The 15456-nt window shown below is 58.9% G+C and carries 9 protein-coding genes; 2 read left to right on the plus strand and 7 right to left on the minus strand.

What is annotated here, in order from left to right; genetic code table 11:
- Nucleotides 1-4: 4 nt before the first annotated feature.
- The gene (locus BBBR_RS07605) at nucleotides 5-4081 is read right to left on the minus strand and encodes a DEAD/DEAH box helicase (protein ID WP_003830157.1); all 4077 of its coding nucleotides are present in this window, start codon (nucleotides 4079-4081) and stop codon (nucleotides 5-7) included.
- A gap of 177 nt (nucleotides 4082-4258) precedes the next feature.
- Here BBBR_RS07605 and dapD point away from each other — a divergent pair, with 177 nt between their 5' ends.
- Nucleotides 4259-5278 (plus strand): 2,3,4,5-tetrahydropyridine-2,6-dicarboxylate N-succinyltransferase, encoded by a 1020-nt coding sequence (gene dapD / locus BBBR_RS07610; protein WP_003830155.1) that lies wholly within the window; start codon nucleotides 4259-4261, stop codon nucleotides 5276-5278.
- Between the two features lie 374 nt (nucleotides 5279-5652).
- Here the strand turns inward: dapD and BBBR_RS07615 are convergent, their stop codons facing one another.
- From BBBR_RS07615 to BBBR_RS07625, 3 genes are all read right to left on the minus strand, one after another.
- The gene (locus BBBR_RS07615) at nucleotides 5653-6945 is read right to left on the minus strand and encodes a citrate synthase (RefSeq protein WP_032738312.1); all 1293 of its coding nucleotides are present in this window, start codon (nucleotides 6943-6945) and stop codon (nucleotides 5653-5655) included.
- 211 nt (nucleotides 6946-7156) lie between these two features.
- Nucleotides 7157-7939 (minus strand): type I methionyl aminopeptidase, encoded by a 783-nt coding sequence (map, locus tag BBBR_RS07620; protein WP_003830150.1) that lies wholly within the window; start codon nucleotides 7937-7939, stop codon nucleotides 7157-7159.
- 163 nt (nucleotides 7940-8102) lie between these two features.
- Nucleotides 8103-8987 carry an HdeD family acid-resistance protein gene (locus BBBR_RS07625; RefSeq protein ID WP_025341874.1) on the minus strand — a complete coding sequence of 295 codons (885 nt, stop codon included), beginning with the start codon at nucleotides 8985-8987 and terminating at the stop codon, nucleotides 8103-8105.
- A gap of 164 nt (nucleotides 8988-9151) precedes the next feature.
- Here BBBR_RS07625 and BBBR_RS07630 point away from each other — a divergent pair, with 164 nt between their 5' ends.
- Entirely contained in the window at nucleotides 9152-11335 is a 2184-nt protein-coding gene (locus BBBR_RS07630; RefSeq protein ID WP_003830142.1) for a M13 family metallopeptidase, read from the plus strand.
- A 69-nt stretch (nucleotides 11336-11404) separates the two neighbouring features.
- Here BBBR_RS07630 and BBBR_RS07635 read toward each other — a convergent pair whose 3' ends face one another.
- The 3 genes from BBBR_RS07635 to amrS form a co-directional block, all read right to left on the minus strand.
- Nucleotides 11405-12079 (minus strand): single-stranded DNA-binding protein, encoded by a 675-nt coding sequence (locus BBBR_RS07635; RefSeq protein WP_003830140.1) that lies wholly within the window; start codon nucleotides 12077-12079, stop codon nucleotides 11405-11407.
- 262 nt (nucleotides 12080-12341) lie between these two features.
- Nucleotides 12342-14156 carry a proline--tRNA ligase gene (locus BBBR_RS07640; RefSeq protein ID WP_015439100.1) on the minus strand — a complete coding sequence of 605 codons (1815 nt, stop codon included), beginning with the start codon at nucleotides 14154-14156 and terminating at the stop codon, nucleotides 12342-12344.
- A gap of 138 nt (nucleotides 14157-14294) precedes the next feature.
- The gene (amrS, locus tag BBBR_RS07645) at nucleotides 14295-15362 is read right to left on the minus strand and encodes an AmmeMemoRadiSam system radical SAM enzyme (RefSeq protein ID WP_003830136.1); all 1068 of its coding nucleotides are present in this window, start codon (nucleotides 15360-15362) and stop codon (nucleotides 14295-14297) included.
- Between the last annotated feature and the right edge of the window lie 94 nt (nucleotides 15363-15456).

A 15456-nucleotide genomic window follows, 5' to 3' on the forward strand; every position in this document is an offset into this window, starting at 1 on the left:
CCACTCATCCCAACAGATCGAGAAGGTCGTCCCTGGTGAGGGTGGCGATAGAGGCAGGGGCTTCGGCAAAGACAGTGGTGCCGGTGCCGGTTTCGTCGGCGAGCGGGGAGGCATCGGTGAACTGGCGGGCAAGTTCGCTCTTGGTGTGCTGAAGCTCCAAGATGCGTTCTTCAATGGTGTCCTTGGCCACCACCTGGTACACGTTGACGTCTTCGGTCTGGCCGATGCGATGGGCTCGATCGGCGGCCTGATCCTGGGCGGCGGCGTTCCACCATGGGTCGGCGTGGATGACCACGCTGGCGCCGGTGAGGTTCAGACCAGTGTTGCCAGCCTTCAATGAAATCAGGAAAGCGGGCGTATCGTCCGCGTTGAACTGGTCGACGAGTTCGAGGCGCTTCCTTTTGGGCGTGGAACCGGTGATGGTGTAGTAGCGCAGGCCTTGCGCGTCGAAACGTTCGGCGATCAGATCAAGGAAACTGGTGAACTGGGAGAAGATCAGCGCCTTCTTGCCTTCGTTCACGCAGGTCTCCACCAGCTCGGCGATGGCCGCGAGCTTGGCCGACTGGTCTTTGGCATCGGCGTACAGCAACCTTGGATCGCAGCAGATCTGGCGCAGTCTGGTCAGCTCGGCGAGGATACGAATCTTCGAGGTGTTGAACTCCGCCTCCTCGCTGTGTTCGAGCTGCATGCGCAGGCGCTGCTCGTGAGCCGCATACAGCTTGCGCTGTTCGCCGGCAAGTTGCACGGTCAGCGTGGTTTCCAGCTTGTCCGGTAGGTCGGTCAGCACTTGGGACTTCAGCCTGCGCTTAATGAACACGCCCACCAGCGACTGCAATTGGTGGGACACCCGTGCCGCCTCGGGATTGACCTGAGCAGCGGCACGGCCTTCTTCGGTACTGGAATCCACGGCTCTCGCGTTGGAGATGGGCAGTTCATACCGTTCATGGAACCGCTTGTACGTGCCGAGCAAGCCGGGCATGAGGAAATCGAAAATGCTCCACAATTCGGAAAGTCGGTTCTCGATTGGCGTGCCGGTCAAAGCAAAACGATGGTCCGCCGCTACGGCCTTAGCCGCTTTGGCAATTTTGGTGGTGTGGTTTTTGATGTATTGAGCCTCATCCAGAGCCATGACGTTGAAACGCCGCTCATCTGCGGTGTAGTCGTCTACATCCCGGCGCAGCAAATCGTATGAGGTGATGAGCACAGTGGGCTCATCCGCACGGAACGCACGGCCTATGGCAGTGCGACGCTCGGATTTGGTGCCGGCAACGACCATGGCATTACAGCTGGGGGCAAATTTGGCAAACTCGGCAGCCCAGTTGTATACCAACGATGCCGGGCAGACAATAAGCGAAGGTTCCACAATCGCGCCATCCGCAGTGCCATCCGCACTACCCGGCTTCCGATAGCGAGACAACAACAGGGCGATGAGCTGTACGGATTTGCCCAGTCCCATTTCGTCGGCAAGAATACCACCGAATCCTTTGTCGCACAAGGTGTTCAGCCACCGGAAGCCCTCGACCTGATATGGGCGGAGAACGGGCTTGAGGCTGTCCGGCACCTCGTATGATTTGGGGTCGATGATTTTGAGGTCGTCAATGTATTCGGTGAAAGATGCATCCTTGACCACATCGGAACCGTCATCCGGCAGTTCACCGTCCAGCAGAAATGCTCTGCCGCCCGGCAATTCAATCAGCCCGGAATTGAGCTGCTGCTCGTCCAAATCAAGATCGGCAACCAGCGTATCAAGCGTATTCAGGTTTGCGCCCTCAAGTTTGAGCAGCGTACCGTCCTTCAACTGGTGATAGCGCTGACGACGCCGATAGGATACGAGCAAGGCACCGACCTCGTCAGGCGGCACTTCATCGGCAATGGGCGAGATCTCCACCAGATTGCCCTTGATGGACAAACCGACTTTGACGCTCGGCGGCTTGGGTGCGATGAGCCGGTCGAACGCAGGCGTGGTGAACACCTCTCCCACCTCATGCAACGCCGGCAGACCTTCATCGAACAAGCGGATAATCTGTGTGGTGTCATCACGGTTGATGACGGCGGCCTCGGACGCACGCACGCGGGCCTTGGCGCGGGATGCCGGGGTCCTGAATCCGGCAGTCGCCTGTCTGGTTTCGGCCAACTTGCGCCGCTGCTCCTCAGGCATGGAGAAGAACTCACTTACCACGTCAAGAGCCAGATGTTCGGTATCAAGGTCACGGCCAGGCACCACGACCGGCATGCCGCCATCGTCGGCGCTCACAGCGGGCCCAGCCGGCAGCAGCGGCACCATTACATTCCCATAGCGGGCCTTGGCCTCGCATTCCACGCCGTTTTCCGTACGATCCAGATAGAACCCAACATGGCACTCGGCAGGACTCAGCTCAGCAAGTTCACGCGGGATATCATCGGCGGCAAGCATGTCTACATTCACCAGTTGCGGCAATAACGTGCGGGCGAACAGAGCCGAATCGTCTCCGGCGATGACCTGCCCCTCACTGTCTGGCGCAAACAGCTCACCGATAAGTTCCGCAATCGGACCGAATTGCTTCGGGCAACGGACGAACCGGTATCCTGCGGCACTTTTGCGCCGCGACTTTGCCATCATGGCGGAGGTGTAAGCCAAAGGCTCGGACGGTGCGAGCAACAGCCAAGATTCACGGTCGCCATTGATGACGGTCTCCACCGAAGGCGTTCCAGTCAGCAAATACCCGGCTTCCGACCCGAACATACGGGAATCGCGTCTGACGATATGCATAGTCAGGTTTGGTTCCCCGCCAACCGATACCGGCGAAGGCTGGCTGGAAAACCAGGTGTCCAGCACCAGTTGCACGCCTACGCTTTCACGCAAAACCAATAGCGAAGCCACTTCCGTCTCGGATAGCGTCAGGTGACGGTCAATGGCAATACGCCCGTAATACCGATCCTGTTGTTCGGCCGCGTGACGTATGGCGAGCGCGGATTTCAGGAATCTCAGCAATGGGCGGGAATCCGCATCAAGCATATCCGGCGTATGCGTGAACGCCAGTTTCTGCCCGTAATCCTCATGATCGCCGTTGGTCATGGCCCGCACGAATTGTGGGATGGATTTCAGCACATAGCTGGAGGAGTTTATGGCTGAGCCAATCTTGAATTCCACACTCCAGGTACCATCGATGAAGCTCAGGATGGGTGTAAGCCTGACCTGGCCAACCGAGACGGTTTCACGCAAACCCTGATATCCGCCCATTCCGGAACCATACCCGGTCCGATTGCGGTGGCTGGAAACACCGCGCCCAGCCGTACCGCCGCCATCAAACCGTTGCATGACGGCGCTGCGTCGACGAGCCCTGACCTGCGCATCCTGCTTATCCGCGCGTTCCATGTAGTCAAGCAACGCGCGCGAAGGCCGCACGGCACCGGCATGGTATCCCTTGAATCGTTGTGGCTCATCGCAGAACATCAAAGCGAGAGCCGCCATATGCTTGCAAATGCCATACCCGCGTCCATAAGCCGGGCAGGTGCAATCACCGCCAGCCACTTCCCCGGTGTCAAGGTCGAACTGCAGATTGACACGATACCGGCTGGAGGGACTGGTGGTGCCGCGCATCATGGCGCCGAGTTCGGCATATCCGGTACGCCGATTCTCGTCATAGGTGGGGTCGATGAGCATACTGGCCGCTTTGCGCGCGATGACGCGGGCACGGGCCAATACGGCGTTCGAGGTGGAGGTTTCCACATCACGGCGTAATGCCGCAATAGGCGCCTGCCGGACACCTTGCTCATTCAGGCCGTTAATCTCATCCTCATCATCGAACCACACGGAACGACCCGGCCGACGTGACTGGCTATAAGGAACAACCGCATCCTCCGCACTGAGTGATCCAGCCGAGCCGAATGCCACATCATCATTGCCATCATCATCAACACCAACGAAATCGCCGTCATCGGGCAACATGGATTCGTCACCATCCGCATTCGCGCTCTTCCACGGATTGCGACGCCTCAGCCCATTGCCCCAAGCCGCATTGTCATCTTCGTAATCGGAGTCGCCGCCGCCATGGGAGGCATCGTCAGGAACATGCCCGAATACGCCGTATCCGTTATTCATGGACCCCTCCCCCGATTATATGTTTCAGGCCAACATTTCCATCTTAGTCGAGTGTCTCGCGAGCCATTACGCGGAACCAAGCTCTCGGCTAACCAGACATGACGCTAAGGTGGTAACCAGCAAAACGCTGCGCATCGTTCAACGATGTGGAGCAGCAAGCGATAAAGGAGCATATCTATGAGCGAAGCGCGTACCGCATGGGGCTGGGGTCTGGCCAGCGTCGATGCTGCCGGCACCACCTTGGACGTCTGGTACCCCGAATTGACTCTCGGCGAGGCACCCGCCGAGTCCGACCGACCAAACCACAACTTCGGCACATTGGCCCACACGGAGGCCGACGCCCGCGGCATCCGTCGCGTGCCGGTGTTCGCCGTCAGCCAGCTGGATGAGCCAATCGTCAACGCAGCCGACGCCTACCTGAAGCTTCACCTGATGAGCATGCGCATGGCCAAGCCGAACACCCTGAATCTCGATGGCATCTTCGCTCAGCTCGCCAATGTGGTGTGGACCAATTACGGCCCGTTCGCCGTGGAGGATTTCACGTTGCGCAAGGCCGACGTGGAACGTGCCGCCACCGATGCGGCTCTCGCTTTTGCCACTCAGGCGGGCCTGTCGGCCGCAGCTCCTGCCACCACTGTCAACGTGTTCGGTGTGGATAAGTTCCCGCGCATGATTGACTACGTGGTGCCCACCGGCGTGCGTATCGGCGATGCCGACCGCGTGCGTCTCGGTGCCTATCTGTCTGCCGGCACCACTGTGATGCATGCCGGATTCGTGAACTTCAACGCCGGCACGCTCGGCGTCTCCATGGTCGAAGGCCGCGTCTCACAGGGTGTGGTTGTGGGCGACGGCTCCGACATCGGCGGTGGCGCCTCCATTATGGGCACCCTCTCCGGCGGCGGTAAGCTGCGCAACTCCATCGGCGAGCACAGCCTGCTCGGCGCCAACGCCGGCATCGGCATCTCTTTGGGCGACAATTGCACGGTTGAGGCCGGCCTATACGTCACCGCCGGCACCAAGATCACCATCTGGGATAAGGCCAAGGCCGCGGCCGGCGAACCTCTGGAGGTCGTCAAGGGTTCGGACCTCTCCGGCAAGGACAATATCCTGTTCATCCGCAACTCGGTGAACGGCCGTATCGAAGCCCGCTACCGCAAGGTGGGCATCGAACTCAACGAAAAGCTGCATAAGAACTAAGCAGTCAGCCCATATTGGGCGCCTAGCGGTTATGTAAACGCCTCATTTGGTATTCCAGTGAGGCGTTTTCTCTTACTACCCGAGGGTTTGCCCCGCTGACATGTTCTCAGCGGGGCAAACCCACCAGCAACCCTGGGTTTTGCACCGATAAGACGATATCAGCGAAGCAAAACCGCGACTAAGTCAACAAACCACCCCGCTAAAGCCCTCTCAGTGCGGCATAGTCACAACAAACTCGAGGGTTTGCCTCGCTAACACAATCTCAGCGGGGCAAACCCTCGGGTGAATCAATATTTCTTACGCAAATTATCATGTAGCGAGCAATCAGCTCCCACATATCGAACAAACCGGCATCACCGGACCACGCAGAGCATTTAGCGCTCGTCCATGGGCACGTAGTCGCGCTCGACCGGGCCAGTGTAGACCTGACGCGGACGGCCGATCTTGGTGTTCGGGTCGGCCAGCATCTCACGGTACTGGGCAATCCAGCCAGGAATACGACCCAACGCGAACAACGTGGTGAACATGGCCGGATCGAAGCCAATTGCCCGGTAAATCAGACCCGTATAGAAATCGACATTGGGATACAGATTGCGCGACACGAAGTATTCGTCATTCAGCGCAATGTCCTCAAGCTCCGTGGCCACGGCAAATAACGCCCGCTCATCGGAAGGCAGCTTCTGCGTATCCTCTCGTTCCATGATCTTTTCCAGATACTTCTTGGCAATCGCGGCGCGCGGATCATACGACTTGTATACGCGGTGGCCCAGGCCGGAAATCTTCTGACCCTTGGCCTTGGCATCCTCCACGAATTCGCGCACGGATTTGCCGGAGTCGCGGATTGCCTTCAGCTGGCGTAGCACGGCCTCGTTCGCGCCACCATGCAGCGGGCCGGACAGCGCATTGACACCGGCGGCCACCGCCGAATACAGGTTGGCATGAGCCGAGCCAGCAATACGCACCACCGAAGTCGAGCAGTTTTGCTCATGGTCGGCGTGGATAATCAGTAAGCGACCCAACGCATGTACATACAACGGGTCGGACTCGAATGGCTCATACGGCACGGCAAAGCACATACGCAGGAAGTCGTCCACATAGCCACGCGCATAATCCGGGTACAGCATCGGCTCATCACGGCGACGGCGGAAAATATACGATACGATCGTGCGAGCTTTGGCCATGATGATCTTGGCCGACTCATCAAGCTGATCGGTGTCGGCGATGTCAGTCGTATCCGGGTAGAACGTGGCCAGCGCGTTGATTGCGGAGGCAAGCACACTCATCGGATGCGCGGCACGCGGGAACGAGCCCATGAACGTGCGGAAATCCTCGCCAACCATGGTCTTATGGTTGATGTCGGCGCAGAACTGCTCGTACTCGGCCTTGCTTGGCAATTCGCCATGACGCAGTAGCCAGGCGACCTCAAGAAAATCGGAGTCCTCACACAGCTGCTCGATCGGGTAGCCGCGGTAGCGCAAAATCGAATGCTTGCCGTCGATATACGTAATCTTCGACTCGCATTGGGCAGTGGTCAGGAATCCGGGGTCAAGCGTCACCCAGCCGTCATTGCGCAGCTTGGAAACGACAATGCCATCCGGCCCCGCACTCGCCTTCACCACAGGCAGGTTGAACTTGCTCGAATCGACATCAAGCTGTGCCGTCGCCATGCGCGCGCCTTCCTCTTTATGAACCGCTTGCTCGAACACCAACATTTATGAACATTGGTGTTCGGTACTGTATGTCTTTTGTGTTACCGCCAACGAATGCCGGTCGATACACGAAAGCCGAAGTGCGCTCATGCTATCAAAGCAAATGCACTTCGGCTTGTTACGTCTCGAAATCGCGGAAAAACCGCGAACACTCAAGCGCTTGCGTCAATCAGAGGCTGGAGCGATCGGTGAAGATGATCGGACCGTTCTCGGTGATGGCGATGGTGTGCTCGGAGTGAGCACCGCGCGAACCGTCGGAGGCGCGCAGGGTCCAACCATCCTTCGGATCCTGGAAGATCTCGTCGGTGGTCTTGAGGAACCACGGTTCGATGGCGATGACCAGGCCTTCACGCAGCTTGTAGCCATGGTGGGCGCGGCCATCGTTCGGTACATGCGGATCGCCGTGCATGATGTGACCCACGCCGTGGCCGCCGAACTCAAGGTTGATCGGATAGCCGTATTCGCGCGCGATATCGCCGATGGTATTGGAGATATCACCGAGACGGTTGCCGGGCTTGGCCACGTCGATGGCGGCGGCGAGCGCTTCTTCAGTGCACTTGATGATGCGCAGGTCTTCGGGGTCGGGATCGTTGCCGACCACGAAACTGACGGCGGAATCGGCCACCCAGCCGTCCACGGAGATGGCGAGGTCGAGGGAGACGAGGTCGCCGTCCTTCAGGCTGTAGTCATATGGCACGCCGTGCAGCACAGCGTCATTGACGGAGGTGCAGATGTAGTGGGCGAACGGGCCAGTACCGAAGTCGGGAGCGTAGTCAACATAGCAGGATTCGGCACCCTTGCGGTCCACGATCTTCTTGTGGACGAACTCGTCGATTTCGAGCAGGTTGGTGCCGACCTTAGTGTTCTCTTTCAGTTCCTTCAGAATGCCGCCGACAAAACGACCAGCAGGCTTCATTTCCTCGATTTCACGAGGGGTTTTCAGTTCGATCATGAGGCTCTTTCTACCTTGTTGAGACTTGTTCTCAACTCTAGTCCAGCCCGGGGTCAACTGCCAGCGCCCGGCACCGCCAAGCGACGGCAGCGGGTGCGGCCAAGAAAAAGCGCCCGGGCAAGTATGGAACCCGCACGGACGCTTTGGCTTGATGACTTGGTGTCTACTTTCTGGGCTTGCCGAAAGTGAAAGCGCGGATAACCGCGGTGATACCCATGACGACCATGGCGCACCCTCCAAACACCACCATGAAGACCGCAGAGCTCAGTGGACTCATCAGCACGATAAAGCCGGCAACAATCGAGATAATCGCATAGGCGATGGCCCATCCCGAATGAGGGATACGCCACGATTCCACCAGCGACATCACACCTTCCATGATCCAGCCGAAGCCGACCATCATGGTGATGAGCAGCGCCAGCGTCTGCCCGGTCATACCGTAGTTTCTGACAACCACCACGCCGCCGAAAGTCAGCAAGATACCGACGAACACATCCAGCACACGCCAACCGGCCGGCAGGAACGGCTCCACCAAAGCACCCACGATGCGCACCACACCGGAGATGACGAAGTAGACACCAAGCAGCAGAGCCGCCAGAGCCAAGGTCTTGTTCGGCACGAGCAAAAGGGCCGCGCCAAGGGCGATGGCAGCAACGCCAACTACGCCGTAGATCACACGAATCCTGGTCTTGGCCTTTTCTGGCAACCATTCCTCAATAAGGCGGAACGGGTTGAAATCGCCGGTATACCAATTGGTCTGCTGCCAGCCGGACTGGTTGCCGCCATCCGCTTGACCGTTGTTTTGATATTGCTGGCCATCCGGGCCCCATGCCTGCTGACCGTTCGGACCATAATTCGGGTTATAGGCATATGGGCCGTACGGGTTCTGGTTCGCCCCGCTCTGCCGGTCATTCTGCCCTTGCGCACCTTGCGGCGGATATTGGCCGCCATGATTGCTGTCGTACGCACCGTATTGTGGATAGCCCTGCTGGTTCGGCTGATTCTGGTTCGGCTGACCATTCCACTGGCCGTCATTCGGATCGCCCATCATGACTCCTTTCATCAGGTCACATTCAAGCTTCATCTACCACACTAGACAGGTTATCCAATTCAGACCATCATCAAAACTAGGCAATATGTCTATTTCACTTACGGCGCAACGTTGCGACGACCGAGGAACGCTTCTCCCCCGCCGCGATTAGGCTTGAGGCCATGACCAACGAAACCGAAACGCTGACGTCGGGCATTGACCCGGCATCGTTCTCCTCCGTCATCAAACCGACCAACGACCTGTTCCGCTACGTCAACGGCCCATGGATCGACACCTACCGCCTGCCCGACGATCGTTCGCGCTACGGCTCCTTCGACAAGCTCGCGGAGGATTCCGAAAACCAGGTGCACGAGATTCTCGAAGACGATGACTGCCCGGCAACCAAATCACAGGCCTTGTATCGCTCGTTCCTCAATACGGATGCCATCGAAGCCGCCGGCCTCGACCCGATCCGCGATGAACTTGACCTTATCGATTCCTCCATCGACAAGGCCGCCCTCACGCGCGTGCTCGGCACCATCAACCCAACCGGAGGCCCCGACCTGTTCGGTCTGGCCGTATACGGCGACCCCGGCGACCCGGACCGCAACATCGCCCACCTCGAGCAGGCCGGTCTGTGTCTGCCGGACGAAGCCTACTACCGCGAAGACCACTACGCTCCTGTACGCGAAGCGTATGTGAACATGGTCGCCACGCAGCTTGTCAATGCCGGCTATGCTCCAGCAGCTGAAGACAACCCCAACGTGGATGACGAACTGCCAAAGCCGCAGGACGAGGATGAAGGCAATGAGCCGACCACCGCAACCCCCAGTGAGGCCGCCCTTGATATGGCTCGCCACTTCCTTGCCGTGGAAACTAAGATCGCCGCCAACCATTGGGACAATGTGGCCACGCGCGACTCGGTGAAGACCTATAACCCCACCGATTACAACGACCTGGCCGCCACACTGAAGAACTTCGATCTCGATTCCTGGATTAACGCCTGGCAGTCCGCCTATGATGCCACCGAGTCCGCCAAGGTCCAGCCGATTGACTTCAAGTCCGTGTTCGCACACGTCATCGTGCATGAGCCAAGCTTCCTCATCGGTCTTGATGCGTTCTGGGCCGAGGCCAATCTGGCCGATCTCAAGCTGTGGGCCCGTGTCCACATGATCCTGGGCTTCGCTTCCTCGCTGTCCCACGACTTCGACACCACAAACTTCGACTTCTACGGCAAGGTACTTTCCGGCGCCAAGAAGCAGCGCGACCGCTGGAAGCGCGCAGTCAGCCTGGTCAACGGCATCTGCGGCGAAGACGTGGGCCGCGAGTACGTGCGTCGTCACTTCCCCGAAAGCTCGAAGCGCCGCATGGAGGAACTAGTCGCCAATCTGATTGACGCCTACCGCGCATCCATCACCAATTCCGATTGGCTGGGCGAAGACACCAAGGCCAAGGCACTGGAGAAGCTCTCCAAATTCACGCCGAAAATCGGCTACACCAACCATTGGCGCGACTACTCGGCATTGAATCCATCCGCAGACGCGCTGCCCGCCGAGAACGCCAAGGCCGCAAACCTCTATGAGACCGGCTACCAGCTGGCCAAGGTCGGCAAGCCGGCCGACAAAGACGAGTGGCTGATGAACCCGCAGACGGTGAACGCCTACTACGAGCCGAGCATGAATGTCATCGTGTTCCCGGCGGCGATTCTGCAGCCTCCGTTCTTCGACCCGAAGGCCGAAGATGCAGCCAACTATGGTGGCATCGGCGCGGTGATCGGCCACGAAATCGGCCACGGTTTTGACGACCAGGGTTCGCAGTACGACGGCGACGGCAAGCTCAACAACTGGTGGACCGATGAGGATCGCAAGAACTTCGAGGCCCGCACCGGTGCGCTGATCGCCCAGTACAACGGTTTTGTGCCGCAGCAGCTGGCCGAGAAATACGCCGACGAACCGGACAAGGCACCGCATGTCAACGGCGCGCTGACCATCGGCGAGAATATCGGCGACTTGGGCGGCGTGAACATCGCACTGAAGGCGTATGCGTTCGCACTCGGCAAGGCGGCAGGTAAAGCGGATGTCGAGGAAGACGGTTCCCCCGCCGCCATCAAGGCGCTGCTCGATACCGCCCCCGAGATGGACGGCTTCACCGGCCTGCAGCGTTTCTTCCTGAGCTACGCCTCCATCTGGCGTACCAAGAACCGTGACGAACTGGCCGAGCAGTACTTGCAGATCGACCCGCATTCGCCGGCCGAATTCCGCACCAACGGCATCGCCAGCAATGTGGATCTCTTCTATGATGCGTTCAACGTCACTGAGGGCGACGCCATGTGGCTGGACCCTGACGCCCGCGTGCGTATCTGGTAATTCCTCCACCAATCAATATCGGCCTGTAATCCTTCGTAAGGGTGCAGGCCGATATCGTTTTGGCCGCATCTAGAACTCGTCCGTTTCCCCCTCTGCAGCATTCGCAGCACCACCGGCGAAAGCTTTCTGGCTTGCGGATTGTGATTGACCTGCATCGGCATTCGGCGCCGAAGCTTCACCGTCGGCATGTTCTTGGTCTCGCGCTGCATTGAATTGATCACCTTGATCGTTCTCGGTGATGCCGAATTCCACTGGCTTCGTTCCGGCTGCATTGGCATAGGGGTCGGCGCCCGGCCCGGACCCAGCATCATAGGACTGCCGATTCTGCAGATTTTGCCGGGATGCCTCATCAGTACCCGCATTGGCATTGGTGCCATTGCGCTGCGCCTTGGCAAGAGAAGTGGTGCCAAAAGTGAGATCATGGCCGATATTGGTGGCTTCCACAACGGTTTTGCTACGGGCCTCGCCCTGCTCGGTAGTCCACTGGTCCGTGTTGAGCACTCCGACCACCACAATGCGATCGCCACGTCGAACCGATTGTTTGGTATTTTTTGCCAACGCGCGAAATGCCTTGACCGTAATCCAGGCGGTGGCAAAATCCTCCCACTGCTGTGTGCTCTGATTAAACCTGCTACGGGTGCTGCCCATTCGGAAGGTCAGCACGGGAAAAGTGTCCGTTCCGCCTAGCACGGGATCGCCCGCCACAAATCCGGTAATAGTTACTGCTGCCTGTTGAATCGCCATGATCGGCCCTTTCTCACGTCACTGTTGTGGACCGCCGGGGCCTGTCTATGGCGTCATCACCAATGCACACCCCAACGGTATCTCCACTGTGAAGTGCCGCACCGTAGCAGCACAAGGGCAACCGACAATTGTGGATACCGTGACGGGGTTGCATTTTTTGTACTGTGGATAATTTTGGACTATCCACAATTAGGAGCAAAAAGCAAAAGCGCCACCCTGCAAAGAGCAGGATGGCGCTGTAATTATGGGCTATCAGCCACCCTCAGCCGAGAGCAGCAAAACGATCGGCCAAGGTACCGGCAGCTTCAGCAGCGGGCACGGCGACCTTGTTCTCGCCATTGCGATCGCGGATCTCAATGGTGCCATCGTTCACGTAATCGCGACCGACCACGGCGACCAGCGGCACGCCGATCAGCTCGGCATCCTTGAACTTGACGCCCGGAGAGACCTTCTTACGGTCATCGTAAATCACTTCAAGGCCCTTGGCCTCAAGTTCGGCGACCAGTTTCTCGGCACCTTCGAATGCCTTTTCATCCTTGCCGGTGGCCACCACATGAACGGCGGCCGGAGCGATCACGGACGGCCAGGCCAAGCCGGCCTCATCGTGATGTGTTTCGGCGATGCAGGCCAGCACGCGGGAGACGCCGATGCCATAGCAGCCCATCCACACCGGCACGGCCTTGCCGTTCTGGTCGAGCACCTTCAGGTCCAATGCCTTGGAATACTTGAGACCCAGCTGGAAGACCTGACCGATTTCCACACCGCGCTCAAAGCTCAGCGGGCCGGAACCATCCGGGCTCATATCGCCGTGGCGAACCTCAACGGCCTCGACCACGCCATCGGCCTTGAAATCACGGCCATAAACCAAGTTGTAGTAGTCAACCTCGTTCTCATCAGCACCGGTGAACCAAGCGGAGCCCTTGACCACGTGCGCGTCCACCAAGTAACGCACCGGGTTCTTCACGCCAGCGGCTTCGGCCTGCGGACCAAGCACCATCGGACCGATGTAGCCGGGCACCAGTTCGGGGTGGTTCTTCAGGTCTTCCTCGGTGGCCTCTTCGAGCTCGGCGGGAGCGAACTGGGCTTCCAGTCGCTTCATATCCACCGTGCGGTCACCGGGCACGCCGACAACGATCACTTCGCGCCACGGCTCGTCATGCTCCTCATCCTCAGGGTGCTTGACGGTAATCACCACGTTCTTGAGGATGTCGGAAGCCTGCCATTCGCGGCCATCGGTACGCGGGTGGTCGGCGTTGGCACGCTCGATCATGTTGTCGATGGTCTTGGCATCCGGGGCGGCTTCCTTGGAAGCGGCAGGAGTGTTGGAAGCATCGACTTCAGGCAGCTCCGGAGTGGTCAAAGCCTCGACGTTCCAAGCCTTGCCGGAAGGAGCCAGAGCGAAGGTGTCTTCACCGATCGGCATTGGGGCAAGGAACTCCTCAGAAGCAGAGCCGCCCATCGGACCGGACATGGCGAACACCGGCACGTACTTCAGGTCGAGACGCTGGAAGATGCGCTCATAGGCACCACGCTCGTCGTAGTAGGCCTTGCGCATGCCTTCCTCATCGATGGTGAAGGAGTAGGCATCCTTCATGATGAACTCGCGGCCGCGAATCAGGCCAGCGCGCGGGCGGAACTCGTCGCGGTACTTGGTCTGAATCTGGTACAGGGTGACGGGCAGGTCTTTGTAAGAGGAGTACATGTCCTTGACCAGAAGGGTGAACATCTCCTCGTGGGTGGGGGCCAGCAGGTAATCGGCCTCGTGGCGATCCTTCAAACGGAAGATGTTATCGCCGTACTCCTCCCAGCGGTGGGTGGCCTCGTAGGGCTCGCGCGGCAGCAAAGCCGGGAAGTGCACTTCCTGAGCACCGATGCCGTTGATCTCCTCACGAATAATATCTTCGATCTTGTTAAGCACCTTGAGACCAAGCGGCAGCCAGGTCCAGATGCCGGGCGCGGCCTTGCGGATGTAGCCGGCACGCTGCAGCAGTTTGGCCGAATCGACATCGGCATCGGCGGGATCCTCGCGCAGGGTGCGCAGGAACATGGTTGACATGCGAAGGGTATTGGAAGTCATAGGTTCCAAGATATTCGCGTGAACCGACAAGCTAAGTCGTCACAGGTTCCGTTTCCGGCCTTAATCTTGGCATACGGACGGTTCTCTATGGCAGAACGACTCGAGGCAAGGCTATGGCCTGGCTGAAGAGACGTTTCATCACCATCGCCCGGCGATTGCGGTGCCACATTGCGGGCAGTGACCGTTGCCGCCGGAGCTTGCTGATAGGCGGTCGGCGATAATGCGGTACCAGTCGCGCTCGATGAGCTTCGCATGGCACTGCGGGTTCGGACAATACGTAGTATCGCCCTCGCGGTCATGCACATTGCCGGCGTAGACATAATGGAGCCCTTCAGCGAGCGCGATGGCGCGGGTACGGGTCAGCGTCTCGTGCGGCGTAGGCGGCACATCCATCATCCGATAGCTCGGATGGAACGCGGAGAAGTGCAGCGGCACGTCCGGCCCCAGATGTTCGCCTATCCACGTGCATTCGGCGTGCAACTGGGCATCGTCATCGTTGAGACCGGGGATGAGCAGTGTGGTGAGTTCCACCCACACGTGTTCGCCTTCTGGGGTACGTGCCTCGTTGACCGCATAGTCGATGGTCGCGAGCACGTCGGCCAAATGCGTGCCGGTCACTTTCCAATAGAAATCTTCGGTGAAGCCTTTGAGGTCGATATTGGCGGCGTCCATGGCGGCATAGAAGTCGGGCCGGGCTTCGGCACTCATGTATCCGGCCGTCACGGCGATGGGATGGATGCCGAGTGCGCGGCAGGCTTGGGCGGTGTCGATGGCGTATTCGGCGAACACGATGGGGTCGTTGTAGGTGAATGCCACTGAGTCGATGCCACGGCTGGCCGCGATCTGCGCGATTTTCTCCGGGCTGGCCCCCACGCTGAGCTTATCGATGCTGCGCGCTTTGGCAATGTCAAAATTCTGGCAGAAGCGGCAGCCGGAATTGCAGCCGGCCGTGCCAAAACTCAGCACACTGGAACCAGGGTGGAAGTGGTTGAGGGGCTTCTTTTCCATCGCGGGTCTTGACGGTAATTGCCTTTGGCTCCCCCCCCCCAGCACCGACACCTCGATATTCAGCAGTGGGTATTCCGCAGCGGTGACCGGGTTGAAACGTGGGTCACGGGTGGCGGCATCCACCGCATGGGCGATCACATCCTTGCCAAGTGGTTGATGGGCAACCAGCGAGCCAATGCAGCCGCGCACCAACGTCATTCCGCCGCCTTTAAGTGTTGTCTACTTGGGCATCAGCCCCTCGAAACGGAGATAGATGTCCTGAAAACTCAAAATCCGCCCCTTGAAACGCAGA

It is taken from the genome of Bifidobacterium breve DSM 20213 = JCM 1192 (assembly GCF_001025175.1).
GTDB lineage: Bacteria > Actinomycetota > Actinomycetes > Actinomycetales > Bifidobacteriaceae > Bifidobacterium > Bifidobacterium breve.